This is a genomic window from Jeotgalibacillus sp. 10bf12 (assembly GCF_055597105.1).
The window spans coordinates 2,143,661-2,168,385 of record NZ_CP200276.1 but is presented as its reverse complement, the minus strand read 5'-3'; the positions used below and the strand labels follow the sequence as shown (position 1 = coordinate 2,168,385).

22 protein-coding genes are annotated in these 24,725 nt (G+C 40.6%); 7 read left to right on the top strand and 15 right to left on the bottom strand.

Annotated elements, in window-relative coordinates; translation table 11 throughout:
• Position 1 precedes the first annotated feature (1 nt).
• Complete coding sequence (gene typA / locus DH10bf12_RS11265; RefSeq protein WP_471735386.1) at positions 2 to 1,846, bottom strand: translational GTPase TypA; 1,845 nt, start codon at positions 1,844 to 1,846, stop codon at positions 2 to 4.
• A 111-nt stretch (positions 1,847 to 1,957) separates the two neighbouring features.
• On the opposite strand from typA, the gene DH10bf12_RS11260 reads away from it, so the two are divergent.
• On the top strand, positions 1,958 to 2,140 hold the full coding sequence (locus tag DH10bf12_RS11260; RefSeq protein ID WP_471735385.1) for a YlaF family protein: 183 nt from the start codon (positions 1,958 to 1,960) through the stop codon (positions 2,138 to 2,140).
• A 36-nt stretch (positions 2,141 to 2,176) separates the two neighbouring features.
• Here the strand turns inward: DH10bf12_RS11260 and DH10bf12_RS11255 are convergent, their stop codons facing one another.
• Both DH10bf12_RS11255 and DH10bf12_RS11250 read right to left on the bottom strand, forming a co-directional pair.
• Positions 2,177 to 2,971 carry an inositol monophosphatase family protein gene (locus DH10bf12_RS11255; protein WP_471735384.1) on the bottom strand — a complete coding sequence of 265 codons (795 nt, stop codon included), beginning with the start codon at positions 2,969 to 2,971 and terminating at the stop codon, positions 2,177 to 2,179.
• A gap of 155 nt (positions 2,972 to 3,126) precedes the next feature.
• Positions 3,127 to 3,327, bottom strand: coding sequence for a hypothetical protein (locus DH10bf12_RS11250; RefSeq protein ID WP_471735383.1), 201 nt, complete (start codon positions 3,325 to 3,327; stop codon positions 3,127 to 3,129).
• Positions 3,328 to 3,500: 173 nt separating this feature from the next.
• Here DH10bf12_RS11250 and DH10bf12_RS11245 point away from each other — a divergent pair, with 173 nt between their 5' ends.
• Positions 3,501 to 4,139, top strand: coding sequence for a YktB family protein (locus tag DH10bf12_RS11245; protein ID WP_471735382.1), 639 nt, complete (start codon positions 3,501 to 3,503; stop codon positions 4,137 to 4,139).
• A gap of 43 nt (positions 4,140 to 4,182) precedes the next feature.
• Here DH10bf12_RS11245 and DH10bf12_RS11240 read toward each other — a convergent pair whose 3' ends face one another.
• Positions 4,183 to 4,458 carry a UPF0223 family protein gene (locus tag DH10bf12_RS11240; RefSeq protein WP_471735381.1) on the bottom strand — a complete coding sequence of 92 codons (276 nt, stop codon included), beginning with the start codon at positions 4,456 to 4,458 and terminating at the stop codon, positions 4,183 to 4,185.
• A gap of 109 nt (positions 4,459 to 4,567) precedes the next feature.
• On the opposite strand from DH10bf12_RS11240, the gene DH10bf12_RS11235 reads away from it, so the two are divergent.
• Together DH10bf12_RS11235 and DH10bf12_RS11230 are read left to right on the top strand one after the other, a co-directional pair.
• A complete protein-coding gene (locus tag DH10bf12_RS11235) occupies positions 4,568 to 6,088 on the top strand; it encodes an aminotransferase class I/II-fold pyridoxal phosphate-dependent enzyme (RefSeq protein ID WP_471735380.1) in 1,521 nt (506 codons plus the stop codon).
• Positions 6,089 to 6,227: 139 nt separating this feature from the next.
• Positions 6,228 to 7,424: a CapA family protein gene (locus tag DH10bf12_RS11230; protein WP_471735379.1), complete on the top strand. Its 1,197-nt coding sequence runs from the start codon at positions 6,228 to 6,230 to the stop codon at positions 7,422 to 7,424.
• Between the two features lie 275 nt (positions 7,425 to 7,699).
• Here DH10bf12_RS11230 and DH10bf12_RS11225 read toward each other — a convergent pair whose 3' ends face one another.
• From DH10bf12_RS11225 to DH10bf12_RS11200, 6 genes are all read right to left on the bottom strand, one after another.
• Positions 7,700 to 8,551 (bottom strand): polysaccharide deacetylase family protein, encoded by an 852-nt coding sequence (locus DH10bf12_RS11225; protein ID WP_471735378.1) that lies wholly within the window; start codon positions 8,549 to 8,551, stop codon positions 7,700 to 7,702.
• Between the two features lie 120 nt (positions 8,552 to 8,671).
• Entirely contained in the window at positions 8,672 to 10,081 is a 1,410-nt protein-coding gene (gene lpdA, locus DH10bf12_RS11220) for a dihydrolipoyl dehydrogenase (RefSeq protein WP_471735377.1), read from the bottom strand.
• 4 nt (positions 10,082 to 10,085) lie between these two features.
• Positions 10,086 to 11,420 (bottom strand): dihydrolipoamide acetyltransferase family protein, encoded by a 1,335-nt coding sequence (locus tag DH10bf12_RS11215; protein WP_471735376.1) that lies wholly within the window; start codon positions 11,418 to 11,420, stop codon positions 10,086 to 10,088.
• Positions 11,421 to 11,506: 86 nt separating this feature from the next.
• Positions 11,507 to 12,484, bottom strand: a complete 978-nt coding sequence (locus DH10bf12_RS11210; protein WP_471735375.1) for an alpha-ketoacid dehydrogenase subunit beta — start codon at positions 12,482 to 12,484, stop codon at positions 11,507 to 11,509.
• A 3-nt stretch (positions 12,485 to 12,487) separates the two neighbouring features.
• Complete coding sequence (pdhA, locus tag DH10bf12_RS11205) at positions 12,488 to 13,600, bottom strand: pyruvate dehydrogenase (acetyl-transferring) E1 component subunit alpha (protein WP_471735374.1); 1,113 nt, start codon at positions 13,598 to 13,600, stop codon at positions 12,488 to 12,490.
• 341 nt (positions 13,601 to 13,941) lie between these two features.
• Positions 13,942 to 14,592, bottom strand: coding sequence for a YkyA family protein (locus tag DH10bf12_RS11200; RefSeq protein ID WP_471735373.1), 651 nt, complete (start codon positions 14,590 to 14,592; stop codon positions 13,942 to 13,944).
• A gap of 217 nt (positions 14,593 to 14,809) precedes the next feature.
• On the opposite strand from DH10bf12_RS11200, the gene def reads away from it, so the two are divergent.
• The 3 genes from def to rnjA all read left to right on the top strand — a co-directional run bounded on the left by def (position 14,810) and on the right by rnjA (position 17,593).
• Complete coding sequence (def, locus tag DH10bf12_RS11195; protein ID WP_471735372.1) at positions 14,810 to 15,364, top strand: peptide deformylase; 555 nt, start codon at positions 14,810 to 14,812, stop codon at positions 15,362 to 15,364.
• Between the two features lie 345 nt (positions 15,365 to 15,709).
• Complete coding sequence (locus tag DH10bf12_RS11190; protein ID WP_471735371.1) at positions 15,710 to 15,919, top strand: DNA-dependent RNA polymerase subunit epsilon; 210 nt, start codon at positions 15,710 to 15,712, stop codon at positions 15,917 to 15,919.
• A gap of 3 nt (positions 15,920 to 15,922) precedes the next feature.
• Complete coding sequence (gene rnjA, locus DH10bf12_RS11185) at positions 15,923 to 17,593, top strand: ribonuclease J1 (RefSeq protein WP_471735370.1); 1,671 nt, start codon at positions 15,923 to 15,925, stop codon at positions 17,591 to 17,593.
• Between the two features lie 103 nt (positions 17,594 to 17,696).
• Here rnjA and DH10bf12_RS11180 read toward each other — a convergent pair whose 3' ends face one another.
• From DH10bf12_RS11180 to DH10bf12_RS11160, 5 genes are all read right to left on the bottom strand, one after another.
• Entirely contained in the window at positions 17,697 to 18,356 is a 660-nt protein-coding gene (locus DH10bf12_RS11180; protein WP_471735369.1) for a potassium channel family protein, read from the bottom strand.
• Positions 18,357 to 18,419: 63 nt separating this feature from the next.
• Positions 18,420 to 19,433: a cytochrome d ubiquinol oxidase subunit II gene (locus DH10bf12_RS11175; protein WP_471735368.1), complete on the bottom strand. Its 1,014-nt coding sequence runs from the start codon at positions 19,431 to 19,433 to the stop codon at positions 18,420 to 18,422.
• Between the two features lie 97 nt (positions 19,434 to 19,530).
• The gene (locus DH10bf12_RS11170) at positions 19,531 to 20,877 is read right to left on the bottom strand and encodes a cytochrome ubiquinol oxidase subunit I (protein WP_471735367.1); all 1,347 of its coding nucleotides are present in this window, start codon (positions 20,875 to 20,877) and stop codon (positions 19,531 to 19,533) included.
• Positions 20,878 to 21,128: 251 nt separating this feature from the next.
• Complete coding sequence (locus DH10bf12_RS11165; protein WP_471735366.1) at positions 21,129 to 22,943, bottom strand: ABC transporter ATP-binding protein; 1,815 nt, start codon at positions 22,941 to 22,943, stop codon at positions 21,129 to 21,131.
• 4 nt (positions 22,944 to 22,947) lie between these two features.
• Entirely contained in the window at positions 22,948 to 24,702 is a 1,755-nt protein-coding gene (locus tag DH10bf12_RS11160; protein ID WP_471735365.1) for an ABC transporter ATP-binding protein, read from the bottom strand.
• Positions 24,703 to 24,725 lie beyond the last annotated feature (23 nt).

The following is a 24,725-nucleotide window of genomic DNA, read 5'->3' as shown; positions in this document are numbered from 1 at the left end:
ATTAATTACCTGCTTCAGCGTACTTCTGTTTCTTTTGCGCACGCTCACGTTCGTTCTTATCAAGAATCTTCTTACGGATTCTGATTGATTCCGGTGTGATTTCGCACAGCTCATCATCATTCAGATACTCAAGAGATTCCTCTAGTGTCATCAATCTTGCTTTTTTAAGCGTTGTCGTTTGCTCTTTATTCGCAGAACGGATGTTATTTGCTGCTTTAATTTTCGTTACATTAACAGTCAGGTCATTTTCACGCGTGTGTTCACCAACAACCATACCTTCATATACTTCTGTTCCAGGCTCGATAAAGATCGTACCTCGGTCTTCAACACCAAGGATTGCATATTGTGAAGCCTGGCCTTTGTCCATCGATACAAGAACACCTGCACGACGTCCGCCTACACGGCCCTGCTGCATAGGCTGATAGCTGTCAAACGAATGGTTAATGATACCAAAACCACGCGTAATTGTCATAAATTCAGTTGTGTATCCAATTAAGCCACGTGCAGGAACCATGAATACAAGTCGCACTTGCCCATTACCATTATTAACCATATCAAGCATTTCGCCTTTTCTTGCACCCATAGATTCAATAATTGAACCTGTATTTTCTTCAGGCACATCAATTTGAACGCGCTCAACAGGCTCACTGCGAACACCATCAATTTCACGGACGATAACCTGTGGCTTGGAAACCTGCAGTTCATATCCTTCACGTCTCATGTTTTCAATCAGGATAGAAAGGTGAAGTTCACCACGCCCAGATACAACCCATGCATCCGGAGAATCAGTCTGGTCAACGCGAAGGCTGACATCAGTCTCAAGCTGAGCTTCAAGACGCTCTTCAATCTTACGCGCAGTAACAAACTTACCTTCACGTCCTGCAAACGGACTGTTATTTACAGAGAAAGTCATCTGTAGTGTAGGCTCATCAATACGCAGAACAGGAAGTGCTTCCTGATGGGATACAGGCGTTACTGTTTCTCCTACGTTGATGTCCTCCATTCCGGATACTGCAATCAGATCTCCGGCTTTAGCTGACTGAATTTCTTCACGCTTCAAGCCGAAGAAACCGAATATTTTAGTTACACGGAAGTTTTTCACACTGCCGTCAAGTTTCATCAATGAAACCTGCTGCCCTACTTCAATTGTACCTCTAAATACACGGCCGATTCCGATACGTCCTACATAGTCATTATAATCTAAAAGGGCGATCTGGAACTGAAGCGGATCTGTACTGTTATCAATCGGTGCAGGAATATTCTCTACGACAGAGTCATAAAGACATTCCATTGTCTCATCCTGCTGCTCAGGATCAAGACTTGCTGTTCCATTTATTGCAGAAGCATAGACAACTGGGAATTCCAGCTGATCTTCATTTGCATCAAGCTCGATAAACAGCTCAAGCACTTCATCAATGACTTCTGCAGGACGTGCAGCATCACGGTCAATTTTATTTACAACTACGATTGGTGTCAGATTCTGTTCAAGCGCTTTTTTCAGTACAAAGCGTGTCTGAGGCATACAGCCTTCATATGCATCAACAACAAGAAGAACGCCATCAACCATTTTCATGATTCGTTCTACTTCTCCACCAAAGTCTGCGTGTCCCGGTGTATCGAGAATATTGATACGTGTATCTTTATATTGAATCGCAGTGTTTTTCGCAAGAATCGTAATACCACGTTCTCTTTCAATGTCATTTGAATCCATTGCACGTTCGTCTACATGCTCATTTGATCGAAAGATACCTGATTGTTTCAATAGCTGGTCTACTAAAGTCGTTTTACCATGGTCAACGTGAGCAATAATTGCAATGTTTCGTAAGTCTTGCCTAAGATTCGTCATTATTTCACTCCTGTTTTTACGTACTAATCTTTTCTAACTGTACTATTGTATCACATTTGGTGGAAATATTGAAATGAATTATGTAGAATGTCTTTATAGAGGAGGATGACCATGAAAAATAATACCGTCTTTTTACTATTTGCTTTCGCCGCAGTCATTGCCATGTCAGGTATCGGTGTCGCTATTGCTGAACGCAGTGCAATCGGTGCAATCGTATCTATAATCGCCGTCATTGCCGTTTTTGGTATGGGGTTTAAGACTAAAAAGAAATTCCGTGAGCAGGCTGAACAATAAAAAACGTGCAGAAGTTTATCTGCACGTTTTTTATTGTTATTTTATAAGATATTCTTTCAGCACTCTCTCATGAACAGCACGGTTACCTGCAAATACAGGGGAATTATCGATCATTGAGAGCTCTTTACCATGTAAGTCTGTGATCACACCACCGACTTCTTCGATCAATACCTTCCCACCGGCAAAATCCCAAGGAGACAGCCTCATTGTAATATACCCGTCAAGACGGCCTGCAGCGATATAAGCAAGTTCTATGGCTGCTGAACCGTACGACCTAGTCCCTCTTACTCTGTGTACAAGTGAGATGAAAATTTCGTGATCTATTTTCCTGTTTGGCACAAGCCAGGTTGCATTTAATGATAAAATGGCTTCTTCAAGCGGTACATCATCGAGCGGGGGAAGCTTCTCATCATTTAGATACGCGCCATTCCCTTTGCCGGCATGATAAAGTTCATCCGCCACAACATCGTAGATATAGCCAAGCATACCTTCACCTTCATGGAAAATACCAATCGAAACCGCAAAGTTTCTCTGCTGATGCACGAAGTTCATTGTTCCGTCAATCGGGTCGATAATCCATACGGTACCGTTAGTATCTTTCACAGAATCACCGTAACCTTCTTCACCTAGAACTCTATGAGCAGGATAAGCCCCTGCAATTTTCTCAACAAAAAACTTTTCAATCTGCTTGTCCATATTTGTAACAAGATCATTTACATTGCTTTTTGTCTGGATATTTAATACTTCATCAAATGAATCGATAATTTTCTTTCCAGCTTCTCTAATTGCCTTTTTAGCAAACAAATCGATCTCCTGCCACTGTTTATCCATCTATACTACCTCCAGTACCTTACAGTCCTATATAAGACTTTAGTGGATTTCCCTTTTTTTATCAAGAAAACCGCTACATAAGCAATGCTAAGACGAACGCTCATGTAATAAGCGTTCGTCTTAGCATTGCTTTCTGTCATTCAGATTGATTTGTCTCATCTCGCAAATCCATCCAGTTCATTCATTTCATGTCTGATCAGTGACAATCTTTCTTTTGTGCTTTCAATATCTGATTTTTTGCCAAGTTCCATCGCTTCAAACAAAACTGCCAGTTCATAATCAAGTTCCATTCTAAGTACAGCGAGTCTCTCCTGAATATAGTCTCTTTTTCTGGTTACCTGGATTACTTGCTTCATACCCTTTCACTCCTCTTGAATTAATGTATTTAAAGCAGTGTATTCAATTCAAATCAGTTTATTCACAAAGATCAAATATGCTAGAATAAATTCAGCTTCAGGCGGCCTGTTACATGTATTATAGCCAAAATCAGCAGGCCTTAAACTGTTTAAAACACAACGGAGGGTTGTTCATGACCGGGTATTTCAGTAAAGAAGATTTTGAAGTGTTCAGTATTGAAGGGTTAGATGAGCGTATGGAAGGCATCCGCTCAAGGATTCAGCCGAAATTTCAGGAGCTTGGTGATCTAACTGTTCCTTCACTGTCAGAACACACAGATGAAGATATGCACCTGCACATTGCAAGACATGCAAGGCGATCAGTTAATCCACCAGATGATACCTGGATGGCAGCTGCACCAAGTAAGCGTGGTTACAAGAAACTGCCGCATTTCCAGTTTGGTGTATGGGATGACCATCTTTTTATCTGGACAGCATTTATATATGAGCTGCCTGAAAAAGAGAACATTGCAAGGACAATGATTGAGAATCTTGATGACATTGTAAAGGTGTTACCGGAAGACGGATGGATCAGCACAGATCATACAAAAAAAGAAGCTAAAAAAATTAGTGAGATGAATGAAGGGGACATTTTACATGCCCTTGAAAGATTCGAAAATGTAAAAAAAGCAGAGTTCCTTGCAGGAAGAAGAATTGAAGCTTCAGAAGCTGTTAAACTGAGTAAAGATGAGCTGACGCAGCTAATTATTCAAACATGGACAGAGCTGCTCCCTCTTTATAAAATTGGAACACGTGTTCAGCAGGCAGTTTAATTTAAAATCGGGTATATGCAGTAATCTGCATATACCCGATTTTTTATTTTTTCATTGAAATTTTATCACCGGTTGCTGCTTCCCTGGCTTTTTTCTGTGTTCTATAGATTGAATAACCACTCATATCATGAAATTCTTTGTCTATTGTTTTTTCTTCAGCTTTTCCGGGAACAATTTCTTTAAAACGCTTATATTGGTTCATAAATTCTTCTCTTTCAATCGACTTTTCATATGCTTTTTCAACAGCTTCATAAAACTTAACTACATCAATGATTTCTTCAGTCGACCAATCTATCGACAGCGGGTATTGATATTCCACTTTACAACTTCCTTTCCATTTAAAACGTTTCTTTTTCTATCACAAAATGATATAATTTTTCCGTTATCCTTCTTTAGATAACAATACCGTTAATGAGGTGAATTTTCAATTGTCCAATACACCTTCATCTCTGCTGAATGTAGAGAGAAAAGACCATACTTTAACTCAACATGATACACCGTTATTTACAGGTTTAAAAAAACATGCAGACCGCAACCCTGTTCAGTTTCATATTCCAGGCCACAAAAAAGGTGCAGGAATGGATCCTGAGTTCAGAGCATTTGCGGGTGATAATATATTATCGATTGATTTGATTAATATTGCACCGCTTGATGATCTTCATCAGCCAAAATCATTGATCAAGGATGCTCAGGACCTTGCTGCTAAGGCTTTTGGCGCTGACCACACATACTTCTCGGTTCAGGGCACAAGTGGAGCAATTATGACAATGGTTATGAGCGTTTGCGGTCCGGGCGAAAAGATTATTGTCCCGAGAAACGTTCATAAATCTGTTATGTCAGCAATTGTATTCTGTGGTGCAATTCCCATTTTCATTCACCCTGAAGTGGATAAGGAACTTGGTATTTCGCACGGAATTACACCGATTTCTGTTGCGCATGCACTTGAACAGCACCCTGATGCAAAAGGGGTCCTGGTGATCAACCCGACCTACTTTGGTATTGCTGCGGATCTGAAGGAAATTGTTAAAATAGCTCACAATCACAATGTTCCGGTATTAGTAGATGAAGCACATGGTGTTCATATTCATTTCCATGACAGACTGCCCGCTTCAGCAATGCAGGCCGGCGCAGATATGGCAGCTACAAGTGTTCACAAACTGGGTGGTTCAATGACACAAAGTTCCGTGTTAAATGTTAAAGAAGGGCTTGTCTCACCAAAACGCGTGCAGTCTATATTGAGTATGCTGACAACAACTTCTACTTCCTACCCTCTCCTGGCATCGTTAGATACTGCCAGAAGAAGACTTGCTATTGATGGAAGAGAACTGATTAGCCAATCAATTGATCTGGCGGAAGGAATCAGAACGCGTCTTGGCGAAATCGATCAGATTAAATGTATCGGAAGCGAAATTCTTGGTACTCCTGCAACTTATGATTATGATCCGACAAAAATTATTATCTCAATTAAAGAACTGGGCATCACAGGTTATCAGGCTGAAGTCTGGCTGAGAGAACAGTATAATCTCGAAGTCGAACTGTCCGATCTTTACAATATTTTATGTATTGTCACGCCCGGTGATACACAGTACGAAGCTGACGTACTCGTTGAAGCAATCCAGGCGCTTGCGAAAGAGTTCAGACATGACAGCAGACATTCAGTTCCTGAAGTTATGCTGCCTGATATTCCTTTACTCGCTGTGACGCCACGTGAAGCATTTTATGCGGATACTGAGCTTTTACCGCTTGATGAAACAGCAGGAAGAGTATGTGCTGAATTCATAATGGTGTATCCTCCGGGTATCCCGATCTTTATCCCGGGTGAAATTGTCACAGAAGACAACTTGAGATATATCCATGAGAATATCGAAGCGGGATTACCTGTACAGGGCCCTCAGGATGAAACCTTAACAATGCTTCGTGTCATTAAAGAACACAGAGCCATTAAATAAACGAAACGCTGATGCAAATCGCATCAGCGTTTTTAATTTGAATAAAAGTAGTAATTTCTTCTAGTTTCCTATGTTTTTAGTATGAGTACATGATAGAATGATTCCGTTGCCAAAATTATCTTACAGGGAGACATGCTTTTTGTTTTATAAACTCTTAACTGTTGTCCTTCTTTCACTAGTGATCAGCGCATGTACTGCGGATCTGATTTATGTGACCGCGCCGGATCACATCGTCAATCAGACTGAAACAGAGAAAATTGAACCAGAGATCGACACCAGTCAGTCTGATCCCATACATAAAGCTCATTTTACTGCTGTAGGCGATTTGTTAGTTGAGCGGCCGATTTTATACGATGCCATGCAGAAAGATGGCACGTTTGAATTTGATCCTCTGCTCGCAAAAGTTGAACACCTGATTCAAAAGGGTGACTTTGTTTACGCAAACCAGGAAACACCGATTACCGGATCAGAATACGGGCTTGGAGATGGGAACTTTGTCTTCAATAATCCTTATGCACTTGGACACTATTACTATGACACAGGCTTCAATATGCTTCAGCTGGCTAATAACCACACACTGGATATGGGCTATGAAGGTCTTGAGCGGAATCTTGCATTTTGGCAGAATCATTACCCTGATGTCATGCTGAGTGGCGTATACCCATCTTTTGATGAACGAAGAGCAATTCCGGTCATCGAAAAACAGGGAATTTCCATTGCTTTAATTTCAAGTACATACAGCTCTAATCTGCCTGTTGAATATCCTGAGTCAGTCAATATTTTTACTGAGAACGAGGAGCAGCTCTTCAATGATGTTGCACGCGCTGAGGAAATTGCTGACGTAGTAGCTGTTGGCATTCATTGGGGGGATGAATATCAGCAGCCTATTCAAAAACAGGAGGATCTTGCTCAAGAGCTGGTGCAAAACGGAGCTGATATTATCCTCGGACACCACCCTCATGTCCTTCAACCGATAGAATGGATTGAGGCACCGGATAGTAAACGTGCCCTCGTTGCTTATTCACTCGGAAACTTTATATCCGGTCCATTTGATGACCGGGTGCCTCACCTTGATTGCGAAAGACTTACTGGCTCCATGATCGGTTTTGATATTATAAAAGAAGGTGAAGAGATCTATTTTGACTCTGTTTATGCTGTACCAACCTTTACCTCCTTCTCTGAGGATTATACAGATTATGAAATCATTCCTCTGGGTGACTTTGAACAAAACGAATTCAGGTGGTGTGATCTCCCTGCTCACAAAAATTATGTGACTGAGATTCTTTCTGAAAGGATGAATGAAGTTGAAGTCAGAATGGATCGAAATGATTTGTAGAAACAACATCTATAAATATTCCATTAAAATCAAAAAAGCTGATGCAATGTGCATCAGCTTTTTTCTTTTCCCTATTTATTCATGACGAGTATATAGATTGCTCACCCGTTTGGCTTACTCCCATCCCCATATGCTTGTAAGCGCTTCCGTTACTTATTTTAATGCTTTAGGATAAAAAATACAATATCAATTTCACTACTTATTAATATTTGTATGTTCTGAAAACTTAAGGATGCTATAGAAAAAGAGCAAGGCCGTAACGCCCTGCTCCTGAATTAATTCTCTTCGTACCCTTTAATGGTTTTTGGATCAACTATCGAGTAGTCTTTCGCTCTAAGACCTTCAACAATTCCTGTTAGTGCTTCATTTGTCCATGACCGGTCATGCATCAGCAGGTTTGCACCAGGTGAAAGATATTCAGTATTTACCATGATGTCAGCCAAAGCTGAAGCATCCTGGTAATCAGCTTCCCAATCATAACCGTAAGTCCAGTTCATCAGAACCATCCCTTCTTCTTTAACGAGTGACTCTGTAAAGTCAGTGTTAGCACCAAAAGGCGCTCTGAAGAATTTAGGACGTTCACCAATGATTTCTTCCACGCGATCACTCAGAGAAATGATTTCTTCACGCTGCTCTTCTTCTGAAATCTCTCTTAAATTCGGATGTGAAAAAGTATGATTCCCGATCGGAAAGCCTAATGCGTGAATTTCTTTTAGCATTTCCTCTTCTTCAGGTGTATCCAGGAAATGACCGTTCACAAAAAAGATAGCCGGTGCATCCATTTCATGCAATTTTTCAGCCATTTCAACTGCGTGTTGATCAGGTGCATCATCTATTGTCAGTAAAACAACATTTGAAGGGGCGTCACTGATTGGCGTTACTGACCAATTTGCTTCATTGATCTCATATAAAGGCTCAATCGGTTCTGTTTCAGTTTCCTCTGACTCTTCATCTGTTGCCGCTTCTTCATCTTCTAATAATACATCTGTACTTTCTTCAACTGTTTCCTCTGTACTTTCTTCAGAAGATACAGCCTGTTCTTGTTCTTTTGGCTGTTCTGCTTCTTCTGAGCTGCAGGCAGCAAGTAATAGCGCTGCAGATACAGCCACTGGTGCATAAATTTTCAACGGATAACCTCACCTTTCAACATATGTATATGATCAGTATAGCACAAACATTTTTCCAGATTTAACTGAAATATGACAAATTTAAAAGAGCTGTGCTAAAAGCACAGCTCTTAAAAAGTATTACTTCACGATATGGATAGGTGTTCCAAGTGCTACTTCTGCAGCTTCCATAGAAATTTCACCTAAAGTTGGGTGAGCATGAATTGTCATTGCTACATCTTCAGCAGTCATTCCTGCTTCGATTGCAAGTCCAAGCTCAGCGATCATATCAGATGCGCCATCTCCAGCGATCTGTGCACCAATGATTAGCCCATCTTCTTTACGCGTAACAAGCTTAACAAAACCTTCAGTCTGGTTAAGTGCAAGCGCACGTCCGTTAGCACCAAATGGGAACTTAGCTGCATTCACTTCAATGCCTTCCTCTTTCGCCTGCGCTTCGTTATATCCAACTGTAGCAAGTTCAGGATCTGTGAAGCATACAGCAGGAATTGCAAGGTAATCTACTTCAGACTTCTCACCGCCAATTACCTCAGCAGCAATCTTACCTTCATATGAAGCTTTATGCGCAAGTGGTGGTCCATCAACAATATCACCGATTGCATAGATGTTACCAACGCTTGTACGGCACTGCTTGTCCGTTTTGATAATACCTTTATCAGTCATGTCGATTCCGACCTGATCAAGACCAAGCTCATCAGTGTTAGGACGACGGCCAACTGTTACAAGAACGTAATCAGCATCAATCGTTACCTCTTCACCTTTTGCTTCGTATGATACTTTTACGCCGTCTTCAGATTCTTCGACGCCTTTAGCCATTGCTTTTGTAATAACGTCAACGCCTTTTTTCTTCAGACCTTTTTTAACAACTGAAGTCATCTGCTTTTCGAATCCGCCAAGGATATCGTCAGCACCTTCAAGAATTGTTACTTCAGTACCCATATTCGCATATGCAGTTCCAAGCTCAGTGCCGATATATCCTCCACCGATAACAATCAGCTTATTAGGAATTTCTTTAAGTGCAAGTGCACCAGTAGAATCAAGTACACGCTTAGAGAATTTGAAAGATGGAATTTCAATTGGACGTGAACCTGTTGCCACAATTGCATTCTTAAACTTATAAGTCTGAGAATTCTTTTCATCCATTACTTTCACTGTTTCGCTGTCCACAAAATATGCTTCACCGCGAACGATTTCTACTTTATTACCTTTTAAAAGCCCTTCAACACCACCAGTAAGTTTTTTCACTACACCGGCTTTCCATTCCTGAGCTTTATCAAAATTAATTTTTACATTTTCAGCTACGATTCCCATGTCATCTGAGCCTTTAGCATGCTCATAGCGGTGACCGATAGAGATCATTGCTTTCGATGGGATACAGCCGACGTTTAAACATACACCGCCAAGATTTTCTTTCTCAACGATTGTTACTTTTTGCCCAAGCTGTGCAGCACGGATTGCCGCTACATAGCCTCCAGGACCTGATCCTATGACGAGAGTATCTGTTTCGATTGGGAAATCTCCAACTACCATTGTTTTACGCCTCCATTAGTAAAAGTTCTGGATCGTTCAATAAACGTTTGATGTGGTTTAATGCATTTTGCGCAGTTGCACCATCAATCATACGGTGATCGAAGCTCAATGATAATGCTAACACAGGAGCGGCTACGATTTCACCATTTTTTACAACAGGCTTCTCTGCGATGCGGCCAATCCCTAGAATTGCTACTTCAGGATGGTTAATAACTGGTGTGAACCATTGTCCGCCAGCTGAACCAATATTTGTGATCGTGCATGAAGCACCTTTCATTTCATCACCAGAAAGTTTACCGTCACGCGCTTTACCAGCAAGCTGATTGATCTCATCAGAAATACCGAATACAGATTTGCGGTCAGCATGCTTCACAACTGGTACCACAAGTCCTTTTTCAGTGTCAGCAGCAATACCGATATTGTAGTAATGCTTCTGAACAATTTCCTGCGTTTCATCATCAAGCATTGTGTTTAGTACAGGGTACTCACGCAGCGCTGATACAAGTGCTTTCACAACGTATGGAAGGAATGTCAGCTTGACATCTTTTTCAAGCGCAATTTCCTTGAACTTCTTGCGGTGAGCGACAAGGTTTTCAACATCAACTTCATCCATCAGTGTAACGTGTGGAGCTGTGTGTTTAGAGTTAACCATTGCTTTAGCAATCGCTTTTCTCATTCCGCTCATCTTCTCGCGTGTTTCAGGGAATTCACCCTCTGGCGCAGGAGTAGATTTTGGTGCTGACTTCTCTTCTGTTTGCTCAGCAGGCTGCTCAGACGTTTCTGATTTAGCTTCAGCAGTATCGCCTTTCAGGTATGCATCAATGTCTTCTTTTGAGACGCGGCCATTTTTACCTGATCCTGATACATAACGGATATCAACATCGTTATCACGAGCGTATTTACGTACAGATGGCATTGCAATTACACGGCGGTCAGGATCTACATCTTCCTGTGGCTTCGCTTCTGTTGATTCTTCAGTAGAAGTATCTTCTGCCGGCGCTTCTTCTTTCTTTTCTTCTTTTGGTTCTTCCTTAGCTTCTTTAGGCTCTTCTTTTTTCTCGTCGCTGCTGTCAGAACCTTTAAACTGAAGGTTTTCATAGCCAGGTGCATCGAGTTTGATCAGCGTGTCACCTACTACCGCTACTGTACCTTCTTCTACAAGAATTTCTTCTACAGTACCAGCCACTGGAGATGGAATTTCAACGACTGCTTTATCGTTTTGAACTTCACAAAGCACGTCATCTTCTTCTACTTTATCTCCAACACTGATAAACCATTTTACAATTTCACCTTCGTGAATACCTTCACCGATATCAGGTAATTTAAATTCGAATGACAATGTTTTCACCCTCCTGGTTAGGAATTTTCTATTCTTGCTTTAGTTTTATAAAAGGGAAAACGGAGAATTTTTCTCCGTTTTACTCATTAAAATTCAAGTACTTTTTTAGCTGTTGCTACCACATCTTTAGCGTTAGGAAGCCATACTGATTCTGCCTGAGAGAATGGGAATACAGTATCAGCAGCTGCTACACGCAGCACTGGCGCTTCAAGGCTAAGGATCGCACGGTCGTTGATTTCAGCTACTACGCTTGCTGCGATTCCAGCCTGTTTTTGAGCTTCCTGTACAACGATCGCACGGTTTGTCTTTTCAACTGACTTAATAATAGTTTCGATATCAAGCGGCTGAATTGTACGAAGGTCAATAACCTCTACAGAATGGCCGTCTTTTTCAAGCTGGTCTGCAGCTTTAAGTGATTCATGAACCATTGCACCATAAGTAACAATTGTAAGGTCAGACCCTTCACGCTTCACATCAGCTTTACCGATTTCAATTGTGTACTCTTCTTCAGGTACATCTTCACGGAATGAACGGTATAGTTTCATGTGCTCAAGGAAAATGACCGGATCATTGTCACGGATTGCTGAGATCAGAAGACCTTTTGCATCAGTCGGTGTTGAAGGAATAACTACCTTCAGACCTGGCTGCTGTGCCATCAGACCTTCCAGTGAATCAGCGTGAAGCTCAGGTGTGTGAACACCTCCGCCAAATGGTGAACGGATTGTAATTGGAGCGCTGTACTTACCACCACTGCGGTATCTTAAGCGTGCCATCTGTCCGCTTACTGAGTCCATTACTTCAAATACGAAGCCGAAGAACTGAATTTCCGGCACTGGACGGTAACCTTCAAGTGCAAGACCGATTGCAAGACCGCCGATACCTGATTCCGCAAGCGGAGTATCAAATACGCGTTCTTCACCAAATTCTTTTTGAAGACCTTCAGTTGCACGGAATACGCCTCCGTTATTACCAACGTCTTCACCGAACACAAGAACATTTTCATCATTTTTAAGTTCTGTCCGGAGTGCATCTGTAATTGCCTGAATCATCGTCATTTGTGCCATGGCTTACTTCGACTCCTTCTCTTTATAAATTTCATATTGTTCATTTAAGTTATAAGGCATTTCTTCATACATAATTTCCATCAGATCAGTAACCTTCTGCTTAGGTGTATCATCTGCTTCTTTAATTGCAGCTTTGATTTCCTCTTTTGCTTTTTCGATTACTTCGTTTTCTTTCTCTTCATTCCATAGATCCTTCTCTTCAAGGAACTTACGGAAACGTACTAGTGGATCTTTCTTTTCCCACTCAGTATCCATATCATCTGTACGGTAGCGTGTTGGGTCATCACCAGCCATTGTGTGTGGACCATAGCGGTAGCAAAGAGTCTCAATTAATGTCGGGCCTTCTCCGGCAACTGCACGGTCGCGCGCTTCTTTTGTCACAGCGTACACTGCAAGAGGATCCATACCATCTACCAGGATACCAGGGATACCTGCTGATACAGCCTTCTGAGCAATTGTTCTACCTTTAGTCTGCTTATCACGAGGTGTTGAAATTGCGAACTGGTTGTTCTGAACAACAAAGATTGCCGGTGCATTATATGAACCTGCAAAGTTGATTCCTTCATAAAAATCACCTTGTGAAGATCCGCCATCACCTGTGTAAGTGATTGCTACTGTATCTTTACCGCGCTTTTTAAGTCCAAGTGCGATTCCGGCAGTTTGTACATATTGAGCACCGATAATGATTTGAGGTGGAAGTACATTAACACCCTCAGGAGAGTTATTTCCCTGGAAGTGACCTCTTGAGAATAAGAATGCCTGAGCAAGCGGTAGTCCATGCCAGATAATCTGAGGTACATCACGGTAACCAGGAACAACCCAGTCCTCTTTTTCAAGAGCGTATTGTGAAGCGATCTGAGACGCTTCCTGACCTGCAGTCGGTGCATAGAAACCAAGACGTCCCTGACGGTTCAGAGAAATTGAACGCTGATCAAGAATACGTGTATAAACCATACGGCTCATTAATTCCTGAAGCTGTTCGTCACTAAGGTCCGGCATTGCATCTTCATTTACTACTTTTCCTTCTTCGTTAAGAATCTGGAACATTTCAAACTTGTCTTCGATCTGTTCTAATACTTTTACAGCATCGAATGGTGTCTTCTTTTTAGAAGCCATGTAATCCACCTATCCTTTCGGTTTTGTCAAATTCATACGTGTTCATCTTCAGAACACAATTACTTTATATTTTTCCACAAATTCAGTGGTAAAAAACCTAAAGTGTTAAATTCTTTTTATCTGTATTAATTTATATAAAAAAATCATTAATACAGTTCACGAAATAAATTTTACATGACTGCTCATATAACGTCAATCATAAAGTTTTAACGTGTTTTTTAAAGGAATATATTTACACGGGTTTCTATATCTGTATTACTTTTTTTCAATTCTGTACTATATTAATTGGCTCCATCCCGATCTGTTATATGTCTGCATATAAAAAAAGAGCAGACAATTGTCTACTCTTCTGTATCAAGCTCAGCTAAGTTATAATACTCAGCCTTCAGTTCATTATATTCATTTGTTAAATCATTAAACGCTGTATTCGCTTCAATAATCACTGCATTCTGGTCATTCACTGACGTGATCTGCTCCTCAAGCTCTTCTAATTGAAGTTCTTCATTCTTTAGCAGTTCATACAGTTCTCTATTTAATGAGATGCCGGATTCGTAGGCAGCTGTTAATTCTCCGTGAGAAGCGTAGCGATTATTCATTGTTTCGATCATTACATCCACGTGCTCTCTTAATTCATCAGATTCAAGATCACCTGTCAGTTCTTCTACCCCATTGAATTCTTGCTGTGAACTTTCGATTGCAGATCTTTCTTCTGCAAGCTTTTCTTCACGTTCATCGAGATTGCTGAGGGCGTCATCTGCTAATGAATTAATTTGTTCAAACTCTTCCATACTCAGTGACATGATTTCATCGTATAATTGCTGTTCTTCTGTTTCGAGTTCACGCAGATCATTTTGAGCGCTTACGTATCCTTCTTCTGCTGCTACAGCAGCTTCAAGCTTTTCACTGATTTCTTCTTCTGCAGGTGTTCCGAACACACAACCTGAAAGTAAAATCGCTGAAAAACAAAAAGCGCCTGCTATGTATGTTTTCACTTAATGTAACCCCCTTGAATAATAACACTTAATATCATATCTATGATTAAGACAAACTTCAATCTTTTTTAGCCAGGATGGCGATGTAAATCCTCTAAAACGAGTTATTTTTGTCATAAAATATCATTTCTGTGCATGTTTTAGCTTCATTGATTTTTTTCAACTGTATAATCTGATATGATATTGCTTATAATGATTTGATCGGGAGGAAAGAAAGATGATTACAATGAAAGACATTATCCGGGATGGCAACCCTGTGCTGAGACAAAAAGCCGAAAAAGTTCAATTTCCTTTATCCGATGCGGATAAAGAAACGATGGCTTCACTTCTTGAATATATAAAAAACAGCCAGGATCCTGAAACTGCTGAAAAATATGATCTGCGTCCGGGAATTGGTCTTGCTGCCCCGCAGATTAATATTTCAAAACAGATATTCGCCCTGCATCTAGAAGACCAGAATGGCAGGGAATACAGCTTTAGTATTGCCAATCCTAAGATTATCAGTCATTCAGTTGATAAAACCTACCTGACATCAGGTGAGGGCTGCCTGTCAGTTGATGAAAATATCCCAGGGTACGTTACCCGATATGCAAAGGTGACAATCCGTGGTCTTGATATTGACGGAGCTGAAGTGAAATACCGTTTAAAAGGACTGGCGGCCATTGCTGCCCAGCATGAAATTGACCACCTGAATGGGATTATGTTTTATGATCATATTAATCATGAAGATCCGTTCAAAGAACCGTCTGATGCTGAGCCATTAGAGAGATAAATTAAATAACGTTTTTTACTAGCTATGTCAAGAACCTTATCTTTACAGATCGCTCATTCCGCGTTATGATAATGATAAGGAGTGATCCGCGATGTTGAAGAAGCTTAAGAAGAAGCTTGCACGACAGTGGAGAGACATGTTGCGTAAAAAGATGATTGCCTGAGCCCCTGTAAGCCCTTCATCATCAGGAGGGCTGTTCTTTATGTCCGGGAAATAATGAGTATTCTTAATTATAAATGAGTATAATGATTGATACACATTAAGGTAATTTTTGAAGTTGTTGAACAGGATAATTAAAGCGCAAAGATTGCGCTTTTTTAGTAACTATATGAAGGAGAGATACACATGATTTTTAAGGTTTATTATCAGGAAGTTGCTTCAGAGGTACCAGTAAGAGAAAAAACAAAAGCGATGTATATTGAGGCTGAGACTGAAGAGGAAGTTCGTAAAAAACTCAGCGGAAATGACTACAACATTGAGTTTGTACAAAAGCTAGAGGGCAAATATTTAGAGTACGAACAAAATCACCAAAATTATAAACTGGAACAGTTATAATAGATGAAATTTGTTAAGAATGACCAGACTGCTGTGTTTGCCCTCGGCGGTCTGGGCGAAATCGGAAAAAACACATACGGCGTTCAGTTTCAGGATGAAATTATTCTGATTGATGCCGGCATCAAGTTCCCTGAAGATGAACTTCTTGGTATTGATTATGTCATTCCGGACTACACTTACTTAGAAAAAAATCTTGATAAAATCAAAGGCCTTTTCATTACACACGGCCATGAAGATCACATCGGTGGTATTCCTTATTTGCTCAGACAGGTGAATGTACCTGTATATGGCGGAAAGTTGGCGTTAGGCCTCTTAAAAAATAAGCTTGAAGAACATGGTCTTCTAAGATCTACCCGTCTTCATCCAATCGATGAAGATGATGTGATTAAATTCCGTAAGACTGCTGTCAGCTTCTTCCGCACAACGCACAGTATTCCGGATTCATTCGGAGTTGTTGTCAAGACACCTCCAGGCAATATCGTGCATACAGGAGATTTTAAATTTGACTTTACACCGGTTGGAGATCCTGCAAATCTGACAAAAATGGCTGAGATCGGTAAAGAAGGCGTTCTTGCTCTTTTATCAGACAGCACAAACAGTGAAGTGCCGAACTTTACGCTTTCTGAACGTAAAGTTGGGGAAAGCATTGATGATATCTTCCAGACTGTAAATGGACGAATTATTTTTGCAACTTTCGCATCTAATATTTATCGCTTACAGCAGGTTGTTGAATCAGCTGTTAAATACGGCCGTAAAGTTGCTGTATTTGGACGCAGCATGGATAACGCAATCAACATCGGTCATGAGCTCGGTTATATTAATGCACCAAAAGATACGTTTATTGATGCACATACACTTAATAAAATGCCTGCAGATAAAGTAGTCATTTTATGTACAGGAAGCCAGGGTGAACCGATGGCTGCCCTTTCAAGAATCGCGAATGGTACGCACCGTCAGATTCAGATAATCCCTGGTGACACGGTTGTTTTCTCATCTTCACCAATTCCAGGTAATACAATCAGTGTAAACCGCACAATCAATCTGCTTTACCGTGCGGGTGCTAACGTAATTCACGGATCACTTAACAATATCCATACGTCAGGGCACGGTTCACAGGAAGAGCAGAAATTAATGCTCCGCCTGATCAAACCAAAATTCTTTATGCCAATTCACGGTGAGTATAGAATGCAGAAAATGCATGCAAGTCTCGCAGTCGATTGCGGCGTTCCGGAAGAGAACTGCTTCCTGATGGAAAATGGCGATGTGCTTGCTCTTGGCAGCAACGAAGCATCTATCGCAGGTAAAATTCCTTCTGGTAATGTTTATATCGATGGCAGCGGAATCGGTGACATCGGCAACATCGTTTTAAGAGACCGCCGTATTTTGTCTGAAGAAGGACTTGTCGTTGTTGTAGTCAGTCTGAATCTGAACGATCATAAGATTGCATCAGGCCCTGATCTAATCTCACGTGGATTTGTCTACATGAGAGAATCCGGAGAGCTGATCAATCAGGCACAGCATCTTCTCTATAAGCATTTAAATAAAGTGCTTGCGAATAAGACCAGTCAGTGGTCAGAAATTAAAAATGAAATTACAGATACACTTGAACCATTCTTATATGAAAAAACGAAGCGCCGTCCAATGATCCTCCCGATTATTATGGAAGTTTCGTGATGTTAAAAGAGCCTGAGAAAAATCTCAGGCTCTTTTCCATTTATACAATTCAAGTGGAATATAAAGCAATAAAAAAACTCCGGTTCATTAGACCGGAATTTTTTTATTGCATGACGCGCTTTTCAAAACGATTAATGTCGTTATCCGCTCCAATTACAATGAGGATATCACCTTTACGGATTACGTCATTAGCCTGTGGAGATACAATAATGTCGTCACCTCTTTTAATTGCGACAATATTTATACCATATTTAGCACGTATATCAAGCTCAATAATTGAATTACCGATCAGCACATTGTTAGCTGCGATCTCCACAATTGAATGCTCATCTGATAATTCCAGATAATCAAGTACATTATTTGAAACGATATTGTGTGCGATCCGTTTCCCCATATCCCGCTCAGGGTGAACGACTTTATCTGCACCAATCCTCTCTAGTACCTTCTCATGATAATCATTCTGAGCTTTCACGGTGATTTTCTTCACGCCGATTTCTTTGAGCATAAGGGTTGTCAGTATACTGGCCTGTATATCGTCACCAATTGCTACAATCACGTGATCAAAGTTTCTGATTCCAAGACTGCGGAGTGCAGCTTCATCTGTGGAATCTGCCATCACCGCATGTGTTGCAATTGTTGAGAACTCATCAATTTTGTCTTCAAACTTATCAATCGCCATGACTTCCATTCCCTGTTCAACCAGTTCGCGTACAATACTGCCGCCGAAACGGCCAAGCCCGATTACTACAAATTCTTTTTTCACAGTTTTTCCCCCACTATCATGTCCTTACTTCCATTTTAGCACAGGAAATTCCGGAAAATGAGCTTATTTTTTTCCTTTCACATAATCTGCATCAAACAGGAATAATCTCATCAGCAGATACAATGATGGGATTAATAAACACAGTCCAAGAATGAAGACTACGACAAGTGCTGTACCCATTGTCTCATTCACAACACTTCCCTCAATAGTGATATATGGATACAGAATATAAGGAAGGTGTGAAGCTCCATATCCGAAAAATGCGAAGAAAAATTGAAGCATCACCATTAGGAATGCTGTACCAAATTTCTTTTTCTGCTGGATTAAAAACACTGCAATCAGGAAAAATAAGAGTGATAATCCAAACATCCACCATAGATCCAGTGCCCGTTCAAAGTGTTCATTGTTATGTGATCTGAGGCCTGCAAATACAAGAAGACTTGCTCCGATTGTAGGTACACTCCACCAGAGTGCAAACTTTCTCATAATCCCCCGTGATTCAATATCCTCTGCACGGTCGGCATAATACGTTAAAAAGCTGGCACTGATAAACAGAACAGATACAATTGCCAGTAATACTACACTCCATGAGTAAGGGCTTGTAAATAACTCACCGGCAAGAAAGGTCACACCGTTTTCATCTTCCGTTAAGTAACCACCTTCAGATATTGTCAGGGCAGTCGACAATGCAGCCGGGATCAGAAGACCTGTTGCGCCATATAAAAATAAATAAAGCGTACTATCTTTTGATCCGTAATTACCAAATGCATAAAATGATCCTCTGATCGCAATCAGTATAATCGCAACTGAACCAGGGAGTAGAAGTGCCGTACCATAATAATAAGCAGTATCCGGGAAGAACCCTACCAGTCCAACAAAGAAAAAGACAAAGAATACATTTGTCACTTCCCAGACAGGTGAAAGATATCTGCTGATCAGCTTACTCATAATATGTTCTCTTTTTGACACTCTTGCATAGTAAGCAAAAAATCCTGCGCCAAAATCAATAGACGCGACAATCAAATACCCATACAGGAATAACCACAATACAGTGATTCCTAATACCTCTAAACTCATTTAAGTAACCCCTTCCCTTTGGCATATTTCTAAGTTAAGTATAAGAAATGGATCAGCAGGCGGGAAAGTTCCCCGCCCACTGCTTATGCTCTTCACATTAACTGTCCAGCGTGCCTCCAGGGAAGCGTTTTTCAAGCTCCGCCTCAGGCGGTCTGTTCTTAAACATTCTCAGTAATACTCTAACACAGAAGAACCCAAGGACTGCATACAGAGCGAGGAACATACCGAATGCAATGCCTACAGATCCCGATGTCGTCGCAGCTTCATCCACTGTCATGATCCCTCTTAAAATCCATGGCTGTCTGCCGACTTCAGCATAAATCCAGCCGAATTCAATTGCCATCATGGCAAGTGGTCCACTTGCTACTATACCCATCAGCAACAGCTTATTCCATTCATTAAACCGTTTGATAAACATGAACATGACGAACAATCCGGCAATAAATAAGGAGTACATGCCGATACCAACCATCAAATCGAACATATAATGGATCCAAAGCGGTGGTCTTTCTTCTTCCGGGAATTCATTTAGACCGATCACTTCAGTATCAAATGAATTTCCGGCAAGGAAACTTAACATCCCTGGTATCCGTATCTCATTACTAATTTCATTATCTTCATTTATGGTTCCAAATAATATCAGGTCTGCATTGGATTCTGTTTCAAAGTGCCATTCAGCAGCAGCCAGCTTTTCAGGCTGCTCTTTTGCAAGAAACTTGGCAGAAAGGTCACCTGCAAGCGCAGTCCCTGCTGCGAAGATCAGTCCTGCAGTCATTGTCAATCTAAGTGCTTTTTTGTGATAATCTGTTCCCTTTTTCATCAGAATGATAAAAGCCGTGATAGCAGCCAGAATCAATGCTGATGTCATATAGGCTGATGTAATGACGTGAAATACCTTTGTAGGTGTCGCCGGGTTAAACATTGCAGCCAGCGGGCTGATATTAACCGTTTCACCATCAATGATATCAAATCCCTGAGGCGTATTCATAAATGCATTTACCGTGGTAATAAAGAAAGCTGATAAGGTTGCACCGATGACGATCGGAATATTAAGCAGCCAGTGTAACCAGCGGTTTTTAAATCTGTCCCATGTATACAAATAGATTCCAAGGAAAATTGCTTCAAAAAAGAATGCGAATGTTTCCATGAAGAGAGGAAGCGCAATAATCTGACCGGCAACCTGCATAAAGCTTGGCCATAATAATGAAAGCTGAAGACCAATCGCCGTTCCTGTCACAACCCCGACCGCAACCGTAATTGTAAACCCTCTTGCCCAACGTCTGGCAAGGATTAAATAGTGAGGGTCTTTTTTCTTTAAACCCATAAATTCGGCTATTGCAATCATTACTGGAATCCCAACACCAATGGTGGCAAAAATAACATGGAATATAAGGGTAGTAGCTGTTAAGAGCCTACTGAGCGTAACGCCATCTAATTCCAACATGATTTCCCTCCTAAAAAACTTCATACTAGTAAATTTACTATACCACTGTTTCTCAAACCTTTTACAACATTAACTGTGTATGTGATATGTTGAACATGAACAATTTGTGACGTCCTTCACAAAGGTTTAATTTTAGTATATCTGCCTTCATTGCTTATTTCAATTCTCAATGCTTAAGATTCACACCACCGTAATAAGTTGTTCAAATTATAGTCAAAAAGCTGACCAGACATTGTCTGATCAGCTCCTTATCATCCTGTATTCTGCTGCATCGTAAACTGTGAGTGAACAAGTCCCTGATAAATACCTTTATGCTTCATCAATTCATCATGATTTCCGTTCTCCATCAGGTTTCCATGGTCAAGAACGTAAATTCTGTCTGCATCACGTATCGTGGAAAGTCTGTGTGCAATAATAATTGCTGTTCTTCCCTTTAATAATGTTGACAGTGCTTTTTGTATCACGACTTCTGTTTCTGTATCAATCGAAGCTGTTGCTTCATCCAGAATAATAATGCGGGGATCTGCAAGAAGCGCTCTCGCAAATGAAATCAACTGACGTTCTCCAACAGAAAGGATATTACCTCTTTCTTCAACCTCAGTGTCATACCCTTTTGGCAGCTTTTGAATAAAATTGTGCGCACCTACTGCCTTTGCTGCATCAATAAGCTGTTCATCCGTTGCATGGGGAAATCCAAAACGGATATTGTCTTTAATTGTCCCAGAGAAAATAAATGTATCCTGAAGTACAATCGAGATTTGTGAACGCAGACTTCTAAGTGAGACATCCCGCAAATCATGTCCATCCATTTTGATTGAACCTGCTGTAGGGTCATAAAAGCGGGTAACCATATTGGCAATCGTTGTCTTACCTGAACCTGTGTGTCCAACAAGCGCAATGGTTTCTCCAGCTTTAATATCAAGGTTAATCCCGTTAAGTGCTTTTCTGTCTCCTGAATAAGCAAAATCAACCTGATTGAATGCTACATCACCTTTAATTTCATCCAGTTCAATTGGATTTTTCTTTTCTGCTACGTTTGGCTGTTCATCCAGAAACTCAAAAATCCTTTCAGATGAAGCCATTCCCATGAGCAGTTGATTATAGACCATACCAAGTCTTGAAATCGGCTCCCAGAACATGCCGATCAGGAAAGCGAATGTGACGAACTCACCGATCTGAAGGTTTCCACTCTGAATCAGCGAAGCCCCGTACCAGATCAGGATGGCTGAGCCGACTGCATTCGTCATTTCAACAAGCGGTCTGAATGTTGCATTTTTCTTCGTCGCATCTCTCCAGCTTTCGAAGGTTTCATTGTTTACCCCTTCAAAATACTGTGCATTTTCTTTTTCCTGTGTAAATGACTGTGTAATTCTCATCCCCTGAAGACTTTCGTTTAAATGAGAGTTCAGCTTTGACTGTTTTAATCGAACAGTCTGCCATGATCTTCTGATTTTCTTTCGAAGCTTAGTCGAAATAAAGAACATTGCCGGCAGCACAATCATAACCGCCATCGCTAGCTCAGGGCTGATGGTAAATAACACAATAAAAATACCAATCAGCATGAGAATATCCATCAGCAGATTAATAACACCGTTTGTAAATAATTCCTGCAGTGAATTAATATCGTTCATAATCCTTACAAGAATCGAACCTGCTGATCTCTGATCAAAAAAGCGGTTACTCAGCCACTGGACATGAGTAAATAAATGTTTACGTAAATCGTAAATCACACTTTGACCGAGAATGTTCATCCATTTAATTCTGAAAATGTTGGCAATATAGTTGATGATATAAAGTCCTGCGATTACCCCGACAAGCTGCATCAGCAGATTGCCATCTCTGCCGGCGATTGCTTCATCAATGACATACATACCAATTAAGATTGGTATAACCAGTCTGACTGCCGTTGTAACCAGTACCATAATAATAGATAATGGAAGCAGTTTTTTTGAATAAGGCTTTAAATATCTGAATAACCTCCAAAGCTGGAGCCAGTTAAACGGTTTTTCAATTACCTGATCTGTAGAATATTTAAATCTGTTTTGTATTCGTTGCTCACTGCTCATCTTTTCACCTCGTTCCCGTTGCAGAAAGTGATTTTTGATCCTTATACTGAATATCGTAAATTCTTTTATATTGTCCTTCGAGCTGAATGAGTTCATCATGTGTACCCCGGTGAGTGATTTCACCGTTATCAAACACAAAGATTTCATCCGCATGTTTCAGAGAAGAAATCCGGTGGGCGATAATAAGTGTTGTGCGTCCCTTCATGACTTCCTTTAATGCTTTTTGGATTTTAAATTCTGTCTGCATATCTACAGCACTTGTCGCATCATCAAGAATTAAAATACTTGGGTCCAGGCAGATCGCGCGCGCAATGGCAATTCGCTGTTTTTGACCTCCTGATAAACCAAGCCCTCTTTCTCCGAGCATCGTATCGTAGCCATCCGGCATCTCCATAATAAAATCATGCGCTTCAGCCTTCTTCGCTGCATCAATGATCTCATCCATTTTTGCTTCAGGTCTACCGAATGCAATATTAGCTTTAATCGTTGATGAAAACAGGAAAGATTCCTGGAGAACGAATCCGACATTTTTACGAAGAGACCTGATCGTGTAATCACTTACCTCTTTGTCATCAATTAAAACAGAACCCTCTGTCGGCTCATAAAATCTGGTTATCAACTGCGTAACACTCGTCTTACCTGACCCTGTTGCACCGATCAGACCGACTGTTTTCCCACTGTTGACTTTGAAAGATACATTGTTAATGGCTTTTTCATCATCAGCTGTGTAGTTTAATGAAACGTTTTTAAACTCCACTTCCCCTGAAGAACGAGTGAGTTCGATTGCATCAGGCTTTTCCTGAATCGTTTCTTCTGCTTCAAGAATTTCAAGTAAACGTTCTCCTGAAGCTTTTGACTGAGAGAATTGATTAATGGTAAACCCAAGGTTCATAATCGGCCAGATAATAAAGCCGACCAGACTGTAAAAAGCCGTCAGTTCCCCTGCAGTAAGACTTCCATTAACAACAAGAAAACCCCCATAGCCGAGCAACATCACAACACTGATATTCCCAAGGAATTCCATCAGTGGGAAGTACTTCGCCCATACATCTGATGTAAATAAGTATTTTTCTTTATAATCCTGATTTGAGCTGTTGAATTTATTAATCTGATGCTCTTCTCTAGATAAAGACTTTACAGTATTAATACCACTGATATTTTCCTGCACATTCGTATTCAGCTTACCAAATGATTTTCTTACACCCCGAAAAGCAGGATGTACTTTTTTATCAAACTTATAAACTGCGATTGCCAAAAATGGTATAGATAGCATCGTTACGATTGTAAGCGGAACAGAATAATAAAGCATCACGCCTGTTGTGACGATCAAAAGCAGAATCAGTCTGATTAATTCCGCGAATCCGAATGACAAGAAGAAACGGAAACCTTCAACATCCGCTGTCAGCCTCGACATGATATCACCGGTTTTTGCATTATCATAATACTGAAACGGCAGACTTTGAAGCTTATCATACAGCTTTTCACGCAGGTCATATACTGCGATAATACCAAACAGGTCACCGTTGTACTGGGATATAAATGTTGCGATCCCTTTAACGGCCATAATACCGATAAAGCCAAATGCGAGATAAGGAATCAGGTTATACCTGCCGTCTCCCACCACATCATCAATTGTAATCTGCAAAATGATCGGATAAACAATTGTAATCAGCGTCATCACAAATAAGAAAATAATCGATAGTATAAAGTGACGTTTATGAGGCCAGTAAAATTCCTTTAATTTTTTAAATACATCCATCGCTTATCCCTCCTTTTCATATT

Coding starts and splice junctions, on each gene's coding strand:
- DH10bf12_RS11245 (WP_471735382.1), top strand. CDS start 3,501: ATGACCGGGTATTTCAGTAAAGAAGATTTTGAAGTGTTCAGTATTGAA.
- DH10bf12_RS11255 (WP_471735384.1), bottom strand. CDS start 2,971: ATGGATAAACAGTGGCAGGAGATCGATTTGTTTGCTAAAAAGGCAATT.
- DH10bf12_RS11175 (WP_471735368.1), bottom strand. CDS start 19,433: ATGAGTTTAGAGGTATTAGGAATCACTGTATTGTGGTTATTCCTGTAT.
- DH10bf12_RS11210 (WP_471735375.1), bottom strand. CDS start 12,484: ATGGCACAAATGACGATGATTCAGGCAATTACAGATGCACTCCGGACA.
- DH10bf12_RS11250 (WP_471735383.1), bottom strand. CDS start 3,327: ATGAAGCAAGTAATCCAGGTAACCAGAAAAAGAGACTATATTCAGGAG.
- def (WP_471735372.1), top strand. CDS start 14,810: ATGATTACAATGAAAGACATTATCCGGGATGGCAACCCTGTGCTGAGA.
- DH10bf12_RS11165 (WP_471735366.1), bottom strand. CDS start 22,943: ATGAGCAGTGAGCAACGAATACAAAACAGATTTAAATATTCTACAGAT.
- DH10bf12_RS11160 (WP_471735365.1), bottom strand. CDS start 24,702: ATGGATGTATTTAAAAAATTAAAGGAATTTTACTGGCCTCATAAACGT.
- DH10bf12_RS11190 (WP_471735371.1), top strand. CDS start 15,710: ATGATTTTTAAGGTTTATTATCAGGAAGTTGCTTCAGAGGTACCAGTA.
- DH10bf12_RS11170 (WP_471735367.1), bottom strand. CDS start 20,877: ATGTTGGAATTAGATGGCGTTACGCTCAGTAGGCTCTTAACAGCTACT.
- lpdA (WP_471735377.1), bottom strand. CDS start 10,081: ATGGTAGTTGGAGATTTCCCAATCGAAACAGATACTCTCGTCATAGGA.
- rnjA (WP_471735370.1), top strand. CDS start 15,923: ATGAAATTTGTTAAGAATGACCAGACTGCTGTGTTTGCCCTCGGCGGT.
- typA (WP_471735386.1), bottom strand. CDS start 1,846: ATGACGAATCTTAGGCAAGACTTACGAAACATTGCAATTATTGCTCAC.
- pdhA (WP_471735374.1), bottom strand. CDS start 13,600: ATGGCTTCTAAAAAGAAGACACCATTCGATGCTGTAAAAGTATTAGAA.
- DH10bf12_RS11260 (WP_471735385.1), top strand. CDS start 1,958: ATGAAAAATAATACCGTCTTTTTACTATTTGCTTTCGCCGCAGTCATT.